We start from the raw sequence: 16,721 nt of genomic DNA on the forward strand, positions 1-16,721 counted from the left end.
CCCCGACCCGTCCGGTCGGCGCCGGGCGCCCGGCCGGCGCGCGGCCTCAGTGCTCCGCGCGCCGCGCCGCCAGACCCTCCCGGCGCAGGCGCAGCGCCTGCCCGACGTAGTCCAGCGCGGTGCCGACGGTCAGCAGCACCGCGAGCCCCATCAGCACCGCCCGGGCGGTCGCCAGCCAGCCGGTCAGCTCCAGGACGTACATGCCGACCGCGATGCCCTGGGTGAGCGTCTTGAGCTTGCCGCCGCGGCTGGCCGGGATCACGCCGAAGCGGATCACCCAGAACCGCATCAGCGTGATGCCGAGCTCGCGGGCGAGGATCACCACGGTGATCCACCACGGCAGGTCGCCCAGCACCGAGAGGCCGATCAGCGCCGCGCCCATGATCGCCTTGTCGGCGATCGGGTCGGCGATCTTGCCGAAGTCGGTGACCAGGCCCTTGCGCCGGGCCAGCTCGCCGTCGAACAGGTCGGTGATCATCGCGATGGCGAAGGTGGCCCACGCCACCGAGCGCCACTTGGGGTCGTGGCCGCCCTCGGCGAAGAGCAGCGTCACGAAGACGGGAACCAGCAGCAGCCGGACCATCGTCAATACGTTCGCGATGTTCCAGATACTGGGCGCCGGTGGCACCGCGGCCGCCGGTCTGCCCGGGTGGGCCGCGGCCGGGGCGCCGGGCCCCTGGGTCATTCCCCGGCTCCCGGGGCGCCGGTGACGGCCTTGCGGACGCGCACCTGCTCCAGCGCCTCGGCGACCAGGTCGACGCCCTCGCTGGCGATCACCCGGGCCCGGTGGAACTGGCCGACCTCGGGGTTCTCCACGCCGACCAGCGTGGTGAGGCCGTCCGTCTCGGGCGCCTGGTGGGCGGCCCGGCCCTCGACCAGGTCGCCGTCGACCGACTCGATCAGCACCTCGACCTCGGTGCCGATCCGCTGCTCGGCGCGCTGGGCGGTCATCTCCTCGGCGAGCCGGGTGAGCCGGGCCAGCCGGTCGGCGACCACGTCCTCGGGCAGCTTGTCCTGGTAGGTGGCGGCCTCGGTGCCCTCCTCGTCGGAGTAGCCGAAGACGCCGATCGCGTCCAGCCCGGCGTTCGTGACGAACCGCTCCAGCTCGGCGTAGTCCGCCTCGGTCTCGCCGGGGAAGCCGACGATGAAGTTGGACCGGGCGCCGGCCTGCGGGGCCTTGCCGCGGATGGTGCCGAGCAGCTCCAGGAACTGGTCGGTGGAGCCGAAGCGGCGCATCTTGCGCAGCACGGCCGGCGCGGAGTGCTGGAACGACAGGTCGAAGTAGGGCACCACGTCGGCGGTGCCGGTCATCGCGTCGATCAGGCCCGGGCGCATCTCGGCGGGCTGCAGGTAGGAGACCCGGACCCGCTCGACGCCGTCGATCTCCGCGATCTCGCCGAGCAGCGTCTCCAGCAGCCGGATGTCGCCGAGGTCCTTGCCGTACGAGGTGTTGTTCTCGCTGACCAGGACGACCTCGCGGACGCCCTGCTCCGCCAGCCACTGGGCCTCGTGCAGCACGTCGGAGGGGCGGCGGGAGATGAAGGAGCCGCGGAACGCCGGGATGGCGCAGAAGGAACACCGCCGGTCGCAGCCGGAGGCCAGCTTGACCGAGGCGACCGGGCTGTCGTCCAGGCGCTTGCGCAGGGTGCGCGGCCCGGAGGCGGGCGCGACGCCCTCCGGCAGGTCCTCGGGGGCGCCGTGGCCGGGCAGGGCGACCTCGGTGGCGGCGGCCTGGCGCTCGACCGGGCTCAGCGGCAGCAGCTTGCGGCGATCGCGCGGGATGTGCGGGGCGTGGTGGCCGCCGGAGAGGATGGTCTGCAGGCGGTCGGAGATGTCGGAGTAGTCGTCGAAGCCGAGCACGCCGTCGGCCTCGGGCAGCGCGTCGGCGAGCTCCTTGCCGTAGCGCTCGGCCATGCAGCCGACCGCGACGACCGCCTGGGTGCGGCCGTGACCCTTGAGGTCGTTGGCCTCCAGCAGGGCGTCGACGGAGTCCTTCTTGGCGGCTTCGACGAAGCCGCAGGTGTTGACGACGGCGACATCGGCTTCGGCGGCATCGTCGACGAGCAACCAGCCGTCGGCTTCCAGTCGCCCGGCGAGTTCCTCGGAATCAACCTCGTTGCGGGCGCATCCGAGCGTGACAAGGGCGACAGTACGGCGTTCAGGCATAGGGCCAAGATTAACGCGCGGCCGCCGGAGCCGTTCGCCCCGGAGGCCGCGCGCCTCGTTCGACCGGGTTCGTCCCGGGTCGGCCGACCCCTGCGATCAGCCCGCCTGCGGGTCCCCGGGGGTGTACGTGACGTGCACCACCTTGCCGTTCTTGCCCGCCGGACCGAGGTCCTTGCCGTTGACGTACACGTGCACGGCGCCGGCGTTGCCGATCACCAGCTTGATCTGCTTGGGATCGGTGAAGGTCTGATCCTGGCCTTCCTCGATGTTGTTCTGGAACAGCGACTTCCCGTTGCTGTCCACCGCCGAGACCCAGCTGGTGTCCTTCTCGGCGACCAGCTTCACGGTGACCTTGTCGGCCGGGGCGGCGGCGATCGCGGCGACGCTGGGCGCCGGCGCGGGCGGCTGCACGGCCGGGGTGGGCGCGGGGGCCGCCGGGGCGACCGAGCCGGTGCCGGAGCCGGACGGCAGCGGGGCGCTGGCCGAGCCGGTGGTGCTGCCGGGACCGCTCTTGCCGCTGACCAGGTTGAAACCGATCAGTCCGACCACCGCGACGATCGCGGCGACCATCGCGGCCGTCCAGTTCGGCCGGCCCCGGCCGGGGACCTTGATCGGGCCGCTCTCGATCAGCTCGGTGGGCCGCTTGGAGGCCGGGGAGCCGCCGTGCGCGGCGTCGTAGCGGGCCACCAGGGCCTCGCCGTCGACGCCGACCTGCTGGGCGATGGCCCGGATGTGGCCGCGGGCGTAGAAGTCGCCGCCGCACCGGCCGAAGTCGTCCTCCTCGATGGCGTGCACGATCGGGACCCGGACCCGGGTCGCACTGCTCACCTGATCCACCGTGAGCCCGGCCTCGATCCGGGCGGCGGACAGCACCCGGCCGATGCTCGGGGCATCGGCGGTCTGTTCCGCGGCGCCGGGGGGCGGGGCGGAGGACGCGGCGTTCTCGCGGTCGGAGGACTTGCCGATGGTCACGGTGCACGCCTTTCGAGCGGTTGGCCACCTGCTGGAGAACAGTCTAGGGGCGTGGGCGGATCGTTTCTCAAGCGGAACAGACCCGAATGCGCTCGGCCGCCCCGGCCGGGGGCCGATGGTGCACTGACCGCCCCTCAGCGCGGAGGCCGCCGTCGCCGGGGCCGCCGCACCGGGTCGCGCGTCCGGTCTCGCCCGTTGGACGCGGTGCGCACCCGATCGGTTCCGCACCGGGCGCCTACCCTCATCCGAACGGATGAACACCCCTCAGCCTCAGCCGCGGATGGTGACGATCACCCCGTCCAGCTCGTCCGGCTTCACCAGGACGTCGCGGGCCTTGGAGCCCTCGCTCGGACCGACGATCCCGCGCGACTCCATCAGGTCCATCAGCCGGCCGGCCTTGGCGAAGCCGACCCGCAGCTTGCGCTGGAGCATCGAGGTGGAGCCGAACTGGGTGGAGACCACCAGCTCGGCCGCCTGGATCAGCAGCTCCAGATCGTCGCCGATCTCCTCGTCGATCTCCTTCTTCGGCCCGCCGCCGACCGTCACGTCGTCCCGGTAGACGGCGGACAGCTGCTCCTTGCAGTGCTTCACCACCGCGGCGATCTCCGCCTCGGTGACGAACGCGCCCTGCATCCGGATCGGCTTGCTCGCGCCCATCGGCAGGAACAGCGCGTCGCCCTTGCCGATCAGCTTCTCCGCGCCGGGCTGGTCCAGGATGACCCGGGAGTCGGCCATCGCCGAGGTGGCGAAGGCCAGCCGGGACGGCACGTTGGCCTTGATCAGGCCGGTGACCACGTCCACCGAGGGCCGCTGGGTGGCCAGCACCAGGTGGATGCCGGCCGCGCGGGCCAGCTGGGTGATCCGGACCACCGAGTCCTCGACGTCGCGCGGCGCGACCATCATCAGGTCGGCCAGCTCGTCGACGATCACCAGCAGGTACGGGTACGGCGTCAGCTCGCGCTCGCTGCCGAGCGGCGGCGTCACCGTCCCGGCCCGCACCGCCGCGTTGAAGTCGTCCACGTGGCGGAAGCCGAACGCCGCGAGGTCGTCGTAGCGCGTGTCCATCTCGCGGACCACCCACTGGAGGGCCTCGGCGGCCTTCTTCGGGTTGGTGATGATCGGCGTGACCAGGTGCGGGATGCCCTCGTACGCGGTCAGCTCGACCCGCTTGGGGTCGACCAGCACCATCCGCACCTCGTCCGGGGTGGCCCGGGCGAGCACCGAGGTGATCAGGCAGTTGATGCAGGACGACTTGCCGGCGCCGGTCGCGCCGGCCACCAGGATGTGCGGCATCTTGGCGAGGTTGGCCATCACGGTGTGGCCCTCGACGTCCTTGCCCATGCCGACGACCATCGGGTGGGTGTCCTCGGCGGCGGTGCGCGAGCGCAGCAGGTCGCCGAGGTTGACCATCTCGCGGTCCCGGTTCGGGATCTCGATGCCGACCGCGGACTTGCCCGGGATCGGGCTGATGATCCGCACGTCCGGGCTGGCCACCGCGTACGCGATGTTCTTGCCGAGCGCGGTGATCCGCTCGACCTTGACGGCCGGGCCGAGCTCGACCTCGTAGCGGGTGACCGTCGGGCCGCGGGTGAAGCCGGTGACCCGGGCGTCCACCTTGAACTCGGAGAAGGTCCCGGTGAGCTGGGCCACCACCTCGTCGTTGAGGGCGCTGCGGGCCTTCGCCGGGCCGCCGCGCTCCAGCAGGTCGAGCGGGGGCAGCGAGTAGGTGAGGCCGGCCGAGAGCTGGAGCTGCTCCATCCGGGCCGGGGCGGGGCCGTGCTCCTCGGGGGCGCCGGGGCCGGAGCCGCCGCTGCGGGCGGCCGGGACGGCCGGCTCCTCCGGCGGGGCGGTGTGGTCCTGCACCTGGTGCATCATGTCCGCCACCGCGGAGGAGGCGGGCACGCCGTAGACCAGCGCGCCGTCCAGGTCGGCGGCGGCGCCGGCGGCGAGGTCCCGGGTGGCGTACGGGTCCAGGGCCTCCTTGGCGAACATGTCCGGCTCGGCGGCCGGCTCCTCCTCGGCGGCCGGCTTGCGCTTGCGGCGGCGACGGCGGGCGGCGATCTCGTCCGAGGGGTCGTCACCGTCCGTGTCCACGGTGTAGGGCAGCGCCGAGGGGTCGGCGTCCTCGGGCGGCTCGTGGGAGAGCTCGCGCTCCGGCGTGCGCCCCCCGTCGGCGGTGTCCTGCGGCTCCGGTTCGACCACGCCCAGCCGGACGCCGGCCGCGCGCATCCGCTCGGGGATCCGGTTGACCGGGGTGGCGGTGGTGACCAGCAGTCCGAAGAAGGCGAGCAGCAACAGCAGCGGCACCGCCAGGGCCGGTCCGGCGGCGGCCATCATCGGGGTGGACGCGGCCCAGCCGATGATCCCGCCGGCGGTCCTTATCCGAGTCGCGCCGCTGCCCATGGTGGGCGCGCCGCAGCCGATGTGGACCAGGCCGAGCACGCCCACCAGCAGGGTGCTCAGGCCGATCATGATCCGCCCGTTGGCCTCGGGCAGCTCCGGGTGGCGCATCAGCCGGACCGCGACCGCGGCCAGCAGGAACGGCACCAGCACGTCGAGCCGGCCGAACAGGCCGGAGACCACGTTGGTGGCCGCCTCGCCCAGCCAGCCCTGCGGGCTGAACCAGGTGCCGGCGGCGGTGACCAGGGCGAGCGCGAGCAGCAGCAGGCCGACGCCGTCCTTGCGGTGCGCCGGGTCCAGGTTCTTGGCGCCGTCGCCGAAGCCGCGGAAGACCGCGCCGACGCCGTGCGCGAGGCCGAGCCAGACGGCGCGCACGGCGCGGAAGAGTATCGGCCGGGGCGCGGGCGGCGGTGGGGCCTGCTTGGCCGCCGTCTTCTTCGCCGGGGCGGCCTTGCGGGCGGCCGCCTTCTTCGCGGGCGGCTTGGCCGGAGCCTTCGCCGCGGCCTTCTTGGACGGTCCCGGGCTCGGGTTGCGTGCCGCGCTTCCGGGCGTACGTGTGGCCATGGGTCAGCAGCCTACCGGGGCACGCGAGCTGTGCACATGTCGTCCGACCGGGGTCCCCGGACGTGTCGCAGACACACCGTCACACCGGCCGCGTTCACCCGTCCGGGGGAGCCCGTCCGGGTGAACGCGGGGCGACGTCCTCAGTCCGAGCCGGGGCGCAGCGCGTCCAGCGCCCGGCGCAGGCCGGCCAGCTTGCGCTCCAGGTGCGCCGCGGTGGCCGCCACCCCGCCGTCCGCGGTGCCGTCCAGCTGCTTGGTGAGCGCCTCGGCCTGCTCCTCGACGGAGGCCAGCCGGGCCGACAGTTCGCCGAGCAGCGCGCCGCCGATGGCCGGCTCCGCCCCGCTCGCCTCCAGCTGGAGCCGGAGCAGCGCGGCCTGCTCCTTCAGCTGGCAGTTCTTCATGTACAGGTCGACGAAGACGGAGACCTTGGCGCGCAGCACCCAGGGGTCGAACGGCTTGGAGATGTAGTCCACCGCGCCGGCCGCGTACCCCCGGAAGGTGTGGTGCGGGCCGTGGTTGATCGCGGTCAGGAAGATGATCGGGATGTCCCGGGTGCGCTCGCGCCGCTTGATGTGGGCGGCGGTCTCGAAACCGTCCATCCCCGGCATCTGGACGTCCAGCAGGATCACCGCGAAGTCGTCGGTGAGCAGCGCCTTGAGCGCCTCCTCACCGGAGGCCGCCCGGACCAGGGTCTGGTCCAGCGCCGAGAGGATCGCCTCCAGCGCCAGCAGGTTCTCCGGCCGGTCGTCGACCAGGAGGATCTTCGCCTTCTGCACCACGACGCGCCCTCCTGACGCCTGCCTACCTGGGGAAGGCACCCGCGTACTGCCCACCACTACCCCGGTCATGCTAGCCGCACCCCCTCGCCCGGCACATCGCTCCGTCGCGTCTGGGTCCGGAGCGGCACGCATCCAGTGCACCGGCGTACGCTCACCAGCGAGTCGCCGTCCGGTCACTGTTCGCAACGATCGGTGACCCTACCCGGTTCCCGGGCCTCCCCGCCAGCAAACCGCCCGCCCCACCGGCGTGAACCCCGGAGCGTACCCCGAGGTTCACGCCCCCGCCATCCGGTGGGCAGAACTGCTCGAACGGTCCCGGAAATCCGCCCGGGAAGGCGCTACGGCTTCCGGCCGGTGAGCCGCTCGTGCATCACCGAGAGCAGGTGGTCGGTCTCCACCGGCTTGGTGATGTGGTCGGTGGCCCCGGCCTCCAGGGACTTCTCCTTGTCGCCCTTCATCGCCTTGGCGGTCAGCGCGATGATCGGCAGCCCGGCGAACTGGGGCATCCGGCGGATCGCCTCGGTGGTCGCGTAGCCGTCCATCTCCGGCATCATGATGTCCATCAGGACCAGCGCCACGTTCTCGTGCTGCTCCAGCATCTCGATGCCCTCGCGGCCGTTCTCCGCGTACAGCACGGTCAGGCCGTGCTGCTCCAGCACGCTGGTGAGGGCGAAGACGTTGCGCACGTCGTCGTCCACGATCAGCACCTGCTCGCCGTCGAACCGCAGGTCCGGGCGCCCGATCGGGCGGACCGCCGGCACGCTCTCCACCGGGCGCCCCTCGGCGGGCCGGCCGGCGGAGGTGTCCAGGGCCGCGGCCCGGCGCCGCTCGACCGCCCCGCGGCGGCGGACCTCGGCGAGCTCGCGCACCTCCTGGGCCCAGTGGTCGGCCGGGTTCTCCCCCACCGGCACCGGCGTCCCCAGCGGGGTCACCCCGACCGAGGCGCGCAGCGCCGGCGCGCTCGGCCCGGCCGGCGGCAGGGCCTCCGGGGCCTCGCTGCGCAGCGGCAGGTAGAGGGTGAAGGTCGAGCCCTTGCCCAGCTCGCTCTCGGCGTGGATCTCGCCGCCGAGCAGCCGGGCGATCTCCCGGCTGATCGACAGCCCGAGGCCGGTGCCGCCGTACTTGCGGCTGGTGGTGCCGTCGGCCTGCTTGAACGCCTCGAAGATCTCCCGCAGCTTGTTGCCGGGGATGCCGATCCCGGTGTCGGAGACCGCGAAGGCGATCAGCGGGTCGTCCGGGCCCTTGATCGCGCCCGCCTCCAGCAGCCGCTCGCGCACGTGCTGCGGCACGTCCGGCCCGGCCGGGCTGATCGAGAAGTCGACGGCACCGGTGTCGGTGAACTTCACCGCGTTGGAGATCAGGTTGCGCAGCACCTGCTGGAGCCGCTGCTCGTCGGTGTGCAGGGTGACCGGGAGGGCCGGCGAGACCCGCACGCCGAACTCCAGGCTCTTGTCCAGCGCGACCGGCTGGAAGGTCGCCTCGACGTAGTCGACCAGCTGGACCAGGGCGATCCGGGCCGGCCGGACGTCCATCTTCCCGGCCTCCACCTTGGAGAGGTCGAGGATGTCGTTGATCAGCTGGAGCAGGTCGGAACCGGCGCCGTGGATGGTGTCGGCGAACTCGACCTGCTTGGGCGACAGATTGCCCTCGTTGTTGTCGGAGAGCAGCTTGGCCAGGATCAGCAGCGAGTTGAGCGGGGTGCGCAGCTCGTGCGACATGTTGGCGAGGAACTCGCTCTTGTACCGGGAGGCCAGCGCGAGCTGCTCGGCCCGCTCCTCCAGCACCTGCCGGGCCTCCTCGATCTCGCTGTTCTTGATCTCGATGTCCCGGTTCTGCTGCGCCAGCTGCTCGGCCTTCTCCTGCAGCTCCTCGTTGGTGCGCTCCAGCTCCTCCTGCCGCGCCTCCAACTCGGCGGACCGCATCGAGAGCTCGGCGGTCAGCCGCTGGGACTCCAGCAGCAGGCCCTCGGTCTTGGTGTTGACGCTGATGGTGTTGACGGTGACGCCGATCAGGTCGGCGATCTGGTTGAGGAAGTCCAGCGCCACGGTGGTGAACGAGCTGAAGGTGGCCAGCTCGATCACGCCCAGCAGCCGGCCCTCGAACAGCACCGGCAGCACCACGATGTGGGCCGGCGAGGCCTCGCCCAGCCCCGAGGCGATCTTCAGGTACCCGGGCGGCGCCTCCTTGAGGATGATCGCCCGCTTCTCCACCGCGGCCTGCCCGATCAGCGACTCGCCGGGGCGGAAGGTGGTCGGCATCGCCCGCCGCTGGTAGCCGTAGCTGCCGATCAGCCGCAGCACGGTGTCGTTCTCGTCGTCGTCCTCGGTGATCAGCTCGGCGGTGCGGCCGGCCGGCTGGGCGAGGAAGAACGCGCCGTGCTGCGCCGAGACCACCGGGGTGAGCTCGGTCATGATCAGCGAGGCCACCGCCTCCAGGTCGCGGCGGCCCTGGAGCAGGCCGGAGATCCGCGCCAGGTTGGTCTTCAGCCAGTCCTGCTCCTGGTTGGTGCGGGTGGTCTCGCGCAGGTTGGCGATCATCTGGTTGATGTTGTCCTTGAGCTCGTCGAGCTCCCCGGCGGCGTCCACGTCGATCCGCAGCGACAGGTCGCCCCTGGTCACGGCGGTGGCGACCTGCGCGATCGCGCGCACCTGCCGGGTCAGGTTGTTGGCCAGCTCGTTGACGGACTCGGTGAGGTCCTGCCAGGTGCCGTCCACGCCGGGCACCCGGGCCTGGCCGCCGAGCCGCCCGTCGGTGCCCACCTCGCGGGCCACCCGGGTGACCTCGTCGGCGAAGCCGGACAGCTGGTCGACCATGGTGTTGATGCTGGTCTTCAGCTCCAGGAACTCGCCGCGCGCGTCGACGTCGATCTTCTGCGACAGGTCACCGCGGGCCACCGCCGTGATCACCAGCGCGATGTTCCGCACCTGACCGGTCAAGTTGTTGGCCATCAGGTTGACGTTGTCGGTCAGGTCCTTCCAGATCCCGGCCACGCCCGGCACGTTCGCCTGACCGCCCAGCGTGCCGTCGGTGCCCACCTCGCGGGCCACCCGGGTCACCTCGACCGCGAACGCGGACAGCTGGTCCACCATCGTGTTGAGCGTCCCGGCCAGCGCCGCGACCTCGCCCTGCGCCTCGATGCTGATCTTCTTGGAGAGGTCGCCGCTGGCCACCGCGGTCGCCACCTCGGCGATGTTGCGCACCTGGCCGGTCAGGTTCGACGCCATGAAGTTGACGTTGTCGGTCAGGTCCTTCCAGATGCCCGACACCCCGCGCACCCGCGCCTGACCGCCCAGGATCCCCTCGGTGCCCACCTCGCGCGCCACCCGGGTCACCTCGTCGGCGAACGCCGACAGCTGGTCGACCATCGTGTTCACGGTGGTGACCAGCTCCAGGATCTCGCCCCGGGCGTCCACGGTGATCTTCTTCGAGACGTCGCCGCGGGCCACCGCCGTGGTCACCTCGGCGATGTTGCGGACCTGGCTGGTCAGGTTGTTGGCCATCAGGTTGACGCTGTTGGTCAGGTCCTTCCACGTCCCGGACACCCCGGGCACGCTCGCCTGCCCGCCGAGGATGCCCTCGGTGCCGACGTCCCGGGCCACCCGGGTCACCTCGTCCGCGAACGCCGACAGCTGGTCCACCATCGTGTTGATGGTGTTCTTCAGCTCCAGGATCTCCCCGCGCGCGTCCACCTGGATCTTCTGCGACAGATCGCCCCGGGCGACCGCCGTGGTCACCTGCGCGATGTTGCGCACCTGGTCGGTGAGGTTGTTCGCCATGAAGTTGACGTTGTCGGTGAGGTCCCGCCAGACCCCGGCCGCGCCCGGCACCTGCGCCTGGCCGCCCAGCCGCCCCTCGGTCCCCACCTGACGGGCCACCCGGGTCACCTGCTCGGCGAAGCCGGAGAGCTGATCGACCATCGTGTTGATGGTGCTCTTCAGCTCCAGCATCTCGCCCCGGGCGTCCACCTCGATCTTCTGCGAGAGGTCGCCGCGCGCCACCGCCGTCGTCACCTGGGCGATGCTGCGGACCTGGCCGGTCAGGTTGTCGGCCATGAAGTTCACCGAATCGGTGAGGTCCCGCCAGACCCCGGCGACGCCCGGCACCTGCGCCTGCCCGCCGAGCCGGCCCTCCGTGCCCACGTCCCGGGCCACCCGGGTCACCTGCGCCGCGAAGCCGTTCAGCTGGTCCACCATCGTGTTGACGGTGTTCTTCAGCTCCAGCATCTCGCCGGCCACCTCGACCGTCACCTTGCGGGACAGGTCGCCCTTGGCGACCGCCGTGGTCACCTGCGCGATGTTGCGCACCTGCGCGGTCAGCCGGCCGGCCATCGTGTTGACCGAGTCCGCCAGGTCCTTCCAGCTGCCGGACACGCTGCGCACCTTCGCCTGGCCGCCCAGCTTGCCCTCGGTGCCCACCTCCCGGGCCACCCGGGTCACCTCGTCGGTGAACTCCGACAGCTGGTCCACCAGCCCGTTGACGGTCCGGCCGATCTTCAGGTACTCGCCGCGCAGCGGGTGGCTCACCCCGTTGCTGTGCAGCGACCGCAGCTCCATCCGCTGATCCAGGTCGCCCTCGGCGATCGACGCCAGCACCCGGCCCACCTCGGCCATCGGCCGCGCCAGGTCGTCGATCAGCGCGTTGCAGTTGTCGACCGCCGCCATCCAGGCGCCCTCGCCGGCCCCGGTCTCCAGCCGCTCGTTCAGCCGGCCCTCGCGGCCCACCGCCCGCCGCACCCGGGCCAGCTCACCCGTCAGGTGCTGGTTGCGCTCGGCGACCTCGTTGAACACCGCGGCGATCTCCGCCAGCGGACCGTCCCCCGGCACCGTCAACCGGCGCCGGAAGTTTCCGTCCCGCATCGCCGTCAGCGCGGCCAGCAGCTTGCGCAGCTCGGCCGGCTCGGCGGAGCGGCTGTGGTTGGCACGCCGACCGGCCGCGCTCCGCGGCGCGGCCCCGGGGCGCCCGCCACGCTGAGCGGGCGGCGTCGTACCGGTTGCGTCCTTGGTGGCCGAACTCAACGGGCCCCTCCCAGATCGTGAACTGTCCGGTGCCCGGCGACCCACACGGCCCACCGGGAACCCACAACGACCGTACTGCGCGGACCGGACATCGCGGACCCCCCAGTCTGACAGCACTCGCGCCCGGTATAAGAGCAGTTGCGCTCGGTTGGTACCGGGCCTCGGGAAACAGGTGGGCAGAATCACCCTCCGGTGCCTGTTTCGGCGCCCCGCCCCCACGGGGAACCAAGCGGAAAGTAGGGTGGAGCGCTGCACCGGGCCACGACCCGCCCCAGCGCCGCCGCCCACCCCCGCCGGCGCGCACCGGGAGTCGACGCCGCACCCCGGACAGCCAGGGCCAGAGCAGAGGAGACGTGGCAACGTGGTCACCGCGCGCGCAGCCGCCACCTTCGAACCCGTAGGCCGGTCGGCCGCCGCCGCCCGCTCCTTCGTCCGGGACGCCCTGCTGGGCTGGGGCCTGCCCGAGGTGGTCGACGACGCCGTCGTCCTGGTCAGCGAACTCGTCACCAACGCGGTCGTGCACGCCGGCACCGCCGCCGAGGTCTGCTGCCTGCGCGAGGACGGCACCGTCCGGATCGAGGTCACCGACCACCACCCGGAACGCGGCCTGCCCAGCTTCGCCGACGTCCCCACCACCTCCTCCGACCACTACGCCGACCCCGACGGCGAAGGCGGCCGCGGCCTGCTGATGTGCGCCGCCCTCGCCGAACGCTGGGGCGTCGAGTACGGCTCCGGCCGCAAGACCGTCTGGTTCCGGCTCACCCTGCCCGCCCACGTCGCCGGCACCCGCTACGCCCTCCCCGCCACCCCCGGCGGCGAGCTGCCCCGCAGCAGCGGCCCGGTGCACGTCGCCGTCGTCCAGCTCGACGACGACGGCCGCGTCCTCGCCTGGAACCCCGACGCCGAGGCGCTCTTCCAGCACCCCGCCGCCGCCGTCCTCGGCCACCCCTGGGCCGACCTCGCGCTCTGGCCGCACACCCCCGACACCGGCCTCGGCCTCGCCGCCACCCTGCGGCTCGCCCGCTGGGAGGGCGGCTACGCGCTGCGCCGCGCCGACGGCACCGCCGTCGACGTCTACGGCGTCCAGGTCCGGCTGCGGGACACCGACGGCACCCCGTCCACGCTCTGCCTGCTCGTCCCCGACGACCAGCGCGCCGTCCTGCGCTCCCCCGCCCGCGCCCTGCCCGGCGAGAAGGCCGAGAGCCTCCGGCTCGACCTGCTGGCCGGCCTCGGCACCGCCGAGGACCTCGACACCCTGCTCCAGCACACCGTCGAACGCGCCCGCGACCTGCTCGACGGCGACGCCGCCTACCTGCTGCTCACCACCGACGACGAGGCCGAGTTCGAGGTCCGCGCCGCCACCGGCCTGCCCGCCGCCCACCGCCGGCACACCCGCTTCCCGGTCGACACCGGCAACCGCTACGACTCGCCGCGCCTCCCCTCCGTCCACGAGGACCTCGCCACCCGGCCCACCGGCCTGCCCGTCCTCGACGGCAGCGGCGTCCGCTCGCTGCTCACCGTCCCGCTCAAGGTCGAGGGCCGGCTGATCGGCTCGCTCGGCGTCGCCACCGCCGCCCCCGGCCGCTACGACAACGAGGACGCGCTGCGCCTGCAGTCCGCCGCCGACCGGCTCGCCCTGGCCGTCGAGTCCACCCGGCTCACCGAACTCGAACAGCTCCGCCGCGGCTCGCTCTCCTTCCTCGTCGAGGCCTCCGACCTGCTGGCCGGCACCCTCGAACACGAGCAGACGCTGGCCCTGATGGCGCAGATGGCCGTCCCCACCCTCGCCTCCTGGTGCGCCGTCTACACCAACGGCGACCACGGCGCCCCGGCCTCGCTCGCCTTCGTCCTGCACGAGGACGAGGACCGCATCGACCCGCTGCGCGCCCTGCTCGACAAGACCCCCGCACCGGACACCGGCCCCACCCACGGCGCCCGGTTCTGGACCGCCCCGGCCGACGCCGCCCACGGCACCGGCCTCGCCGACGGCCCGGGACTGACCGGGCTGCTCGGCGAGACCGTCGTCCTGCCGCTGACCGCCCGCAACCGGGTCATCGGCCTGCTCGCCCTCGGCACCCCGGCCGGCATCCGGTTCCGCCAGGAGGTCCTCGAACTCGCCGAGGACCTCTCCCGCCGGGCCGCCCTCGCGCTCGACAACTCGCGCCTCTACTCCGAGCGCACCGCCACCAGCCAGGCCCTGCAACGCAGCCTGCTGCCACCGGAGTTGCCCGACATCCCGGGCGTCGAGGTGGACGTCTACTACCAGGCCGCCGGCGAGGGCAACGAGGTCGGCGGCGACTTCTACGACCTCTTCCCGATCCGCGAGGGCACCTACGGCTTCGCCATCGGCGACGTCTGCGGCACCGGCCCGGAGGCCGCCTCCGTCACCGGCCTCGCCCGGCACTCGCTGCGCCTGCTCGCCCGCGAGGGCCTGGACGCCCCGCAGGTCCTCCGCCGGCTCAACGCCGCCATCCTGGACGAGGGTTCGCGCAGCCGCTTCCTCACCCTGCTGTACGGCGAGCTGACGCCCCGACCCGACGGCAGCACCGAACTCTCGCTGGTCTGCGCCGGCCACCCGCTGCCGCTGCGGCTGCGCACCGACGGCCGGGTCGACCGGGCCGCCACCCCGCAGCCGCTGCTCGGCGTCATGGACGACCTCGACCTCACCGCCGAACGCCTGGTGCTCGCCCCCGGCGAGGTCCTGCTCTGCGTCACCGACGGCGTCACCGAACGCCGCGAGGGCCGCCGGATGCTGGGCGACGACGGCCTCGCCGAGGTGCTCACCGGCTGCACCGGGCTCACCGCGGGCGCGGTCGCCCTGCGGGTCCAGCGGGCGGTCGAGCGGTTCGCCCCGGAGCCGCCGTCCGACGACATGGCGATCCTCACCCTGCGGGTCCCGACCCAGCGCACCGCCTGAGCACCGCTGTCGCTGTCGATCCCTGAACGTTCCTCAGCCGACGACGCCACAAAATGTGCGATTCACAAGGGTACAAGCCGCTCACCCTGGGTACACCGACTTCACCGGGGAATCCCCCGGCGGGGACGTGACCAGCGGTTCTCCCGCTGGCCCAGCATTCTGACCGCAGCCGTCGCACGCTCCAGCCGTGCGCCCTCGGCGCGGTCGCGCGCATTCACCTCATCGACACTCACCCGCGTTCACTGCGCCCTGCGCGCGCCAAGAGTGAAAGGAGCCTCCGGTGAGCAATGAAGCTACCGGGGCACTGAACGCCCGCTCCACCGGCGCCGACGCGGGTAACCTCGGTTACCTCGCACTCGGCCTGACCCTCCTCGCCTACGGTCTCCTCTCCACCGGAATCCTCAGTGGCACCGCGGTCGGGGACTCGGCCCGGCTCGCCCACGTCGTCGGCGGCCTCACCCTGTTCGTCGCGGGCCTCTGGCAGTTCCGCGGCGGCGAGGGCTTCACCGGCACCGCCTTCACCAGCCTCGGCGCCTTCTGGGCCACCTGGTCCACGGCCTCCGGCGTCGGCAAGAACGCGGCCGGCCTGTTCCTGCTCCTGTGGGCCCTGCTCGCCCTCACCCTGACCGCGGCCAGCTGGAATTCCGGCCTGTTCAGCCGGGCCGTCTACGGCCTGCTGACCGTCTCCCTGCTGCTGTCCGCGATCGCCACCTTCAACACCTCCGGCGGCCTCGCCAAGGCAGCCGGCTGGATCGCCGCGGCCTCCGGGCTGGCGGCCTGGTACTGGGCCACCGCGTCGCTGACCAACAGCGCGTGGGGCCGCGACGCCCTGCCGGTCAAGTAACGGCGGGTGCGCCGGTGGGCCGGACCCTCCCCCCACGGGGCCCGGCCCACCGGCATGTCCCGCCGGCGCCGCGCCGCCCTCAGCGGCCGGCGCCCACCCGTGCCCGCCCCGCCACCGGCCGGGCGGGCCCCGCGTGCCGGTCCCGCCAGCGCCCGAACCAGGCCTGCGCCGCGTACGCCAGCAGCAGGATCACCACCGCGACCAGCCCGTCCGCCCAGAAGTGGTTGGCCGTGACCACCACCACCGCGATCGTCAGCACCGGGTGCAGCACCATCAGCCAGCGCAGCGAGCTCGTCGACACCCGGATCACGGCAACCGCCGCCAGCACGCACCAGGCCACATGCACCGAGGGCATCGCCGACAGCTGGGCCGCCTTCACCATCCCGCCGACCGCGCCCCCGTACACCGACTGCCCGTACTCCGCCGCGACGTCGACGAACCCGTTCTCCGGCAGCATCCGGGGCGGCGCCACCGGGATGAACTGGACGGCCAGGCAGACCGCCGTCGTGACGACCACCGTGGTCCGCACCCACGGGTAGCGCTCGCGGTGCCGCAGGAAGACCCAGAGCAGCACCGCGATCATCACCGTGAAGTGCATCGACGCGTAGTAGTAGTTCGCCAGCTTCACCAGCACCGGCCACGGCGTCACCGCGGCCTGCCAGGACGCCTCGTCCGGCAGACCGACCGCCAGTTCCGTCCGGTGGATCCAGCGCGCCCGGTCCAGCGCGTGCTCGGTGCTCATCAGGGAGAGGCTGCCGACCAGCTGCCAGAGCGCGAACAGCGCCAGCAGGGTGCCGGCCTCCCGCAGAACCGCCGACACACCAGCCCGCCGGGCCCGGGCCGCCGCGTACGCGCCCCCGTAGAGGACGACGGCGGCACCCCCGGCGGACTGCCAGGTCAGGGTCAGGTTCTGCATGGGGAGACGTTAACGCAAAAAGACCCCCTCCCGAACGGGAGGGGGTCTTTTTGGAATGATTGTTCGGCGGCGTCCTACTCTCCCACAGGGTCCCCCCTGCAGTACCATCGGCGCTGTGAGGCTTAGCTTCCGGGTTCGGAATGTAACC

General features: G+C 72.7%; 9 protein-coding genes and 1 rRNA gene. 2 read left to right on the forward strand and 8 right to left on the reverse strand.

Features of this window, described 5'->3' with window-relative positions:
- Nucleotides 1–46 precede the first annotated feature (46 nt).
- The 6 genes from pgsA to AB0N76_RS05200 all read right to left on the reverse strand — a co-directional run bounded on the left by pgsA (nt 47) and on the right by AB0N76_RS05200 (nt 11,767).
- On the reverse strand, nt 47–685 hold the full coding sequence (gene pgsA / locus AB0N76_RS05175) for a CDP-diacylglycerol--glycerol-3-phosphate 3-phosphatidyltransferase (protein WP_363553317.1): 639 nt from the start codon (nt 683–685) through the stop codon (nt 47–49).
- Nucleotides 682–2,166, reverse strand: a complete 1,485-nt coding sequence (gene rimO / locus AB0N76_RS05180) for a 30S ribosomal protein S12 methylthiotransferase RimO (RefSeq protein ID WP_363553319.1) — start codon at nt 2,164–2,166, stop codon at nt 682–684. The genes pgsA and rimO overlap by 4 nt, the downstream gene beginning before the upstream one ends.
- A 96-nt stretch (nt 2,167–2,262) precedes the next feature.
- A complete protein-coding gene (locus AB0N76_RS05185) occupies nt 2,263–3,048 on the reverse strand; it encodes a RodZ domain-containing protein (RefSeq protein WP_363553347.1) in 786 nt (261 codons plus the stop codon).
- Nucleotides 3,049–3,408: 360 nt separating this feature from the next.
- Nucleotides 3,409–6,102, reverse strand: coding sequence for a DNA translocase FtsK (locus tag AB0N76_RS05190; RefSeq protein ID WP_363553321.1), 2,694 nt, complete (start codon nt 6,100–6,102; stop codon nt 3,409–3,411).
- Between the two features lie 140 nt (nt 6,103–6,242).
- Complete coding sequence (locus AB0N76_RS05195) at nt 6,243–6,881, reverse strand: response regulator (protein ID WP_363553323.1); 639 nt, start codon at nt 6,879–6,881, stop codon at nt 6,243–6,245.
- A 338-nt stretch (nt 6,882–7,219) separates the two neighbouring features.
- Entirely contained in the window at nt 7,220–11,767 is a 4,548-nt protein-coding gene (locus AB0N76_RS05200; protein WP_363553349.1) for a HAMP domain-containing protein, read from the reverse strand.
- 490 nt (nt 11,768–12,257) lie between these two features.
- Here AB0N76_RS05200 and AB0N76_RS05205 point away from each other — a divergent pair, with 490 nt between their 5' ends.
- Together AB0N76_RS05205 and AB0N76_RS05210 are read left to right on the forward strand one after the other, a co-directional pair.
- Nucleotides 12,258–14,813, forward strand: coding sequence for a SpoIIE family protein phosphatase (locus tag AB0N76_RS05205; RefSeq protein ID WP_363553325.1), 2,556 nt, complete (start codon nt 12,258–12,260; stop codon nt 14,811–14,813).
- A 280-nt stretch (nt 14,814–15,093) separates the two neighbouring features.
- Nucleotides 15,094–15,657 carry an acetate uptake transporter gene (locus AB0N76_RS05210; RefSeq protein ID WP_363553327.1) on the forward strand — a complete coding sequence of 188 codons (564 nt, stop codon included), beginning with the start codon at nt 15,094–15,096 and terminating at the stop codon, nt 15,655–15,657.
- 79 nt (nt 15,658–15,736) lie between these two features.
- Here the strand turns inward: AB0N76_RS05210 and AB0N76_RS05215 are convergent, their stop codons facing one another.
- A complete protein-coding gene (locus AB0N76_RS05215) occupies nt 15,737–16,573 on the reverse strand; it encodes a phosphatase PAP2 family protein (protein WP_363553329.1) in 837 nt (278 codons plus the stop codon).
- 61 nt (nt 16,574–16,634) lie between these two features.
- Nucleotides 16,635–16,721 (reverse strand): 5S ribosomal RNA (gene rrf / locus AB0N76_RS05220); the annotation flags it as partial.

It is taken from the genome of Kitasatospora sp. NPDC093806, from assembly GCF_040683335.1.
Taxonomy (GTDB): Bacteria; Actinomycetota; Actinomycetes; order Streptomycetales; family Streptomycetaceae; genus Kitasatospora.

Excerpts from the sequence above, each read along its gene's own strand:
- pgsA (WP_363553317.1), bottom strand. The coding sequence starts at position 685 with ATGACCCAGGGGCCCGGCGCCCCGGCCGCGGCCCACCCGGGCAGACCG.
- rimO (WP_363553319.1), bottom strand. The coding sequence starts at position 2,166 with ATGCCTGAACGCCGTACTGTCGCCCTTGTCACGCTCGGATGCGCCCGC.
- AB0N76_RS05190 (WP_363553321.1), bottom strand. The coding sequence starts at position 6,102 with ATGGCCACACGTACGCCCGGAAGCGCGGCACGCAACCCGAGCCCGGGA.
- AB0N76_RS05215 (WP_363553329.1), bottom strand. The coding sequence starts at position 16,573 with ATGCAGAACCTGACCCTGACCTGGCAGTCCGCCGGGGGTGCCGCCGTC.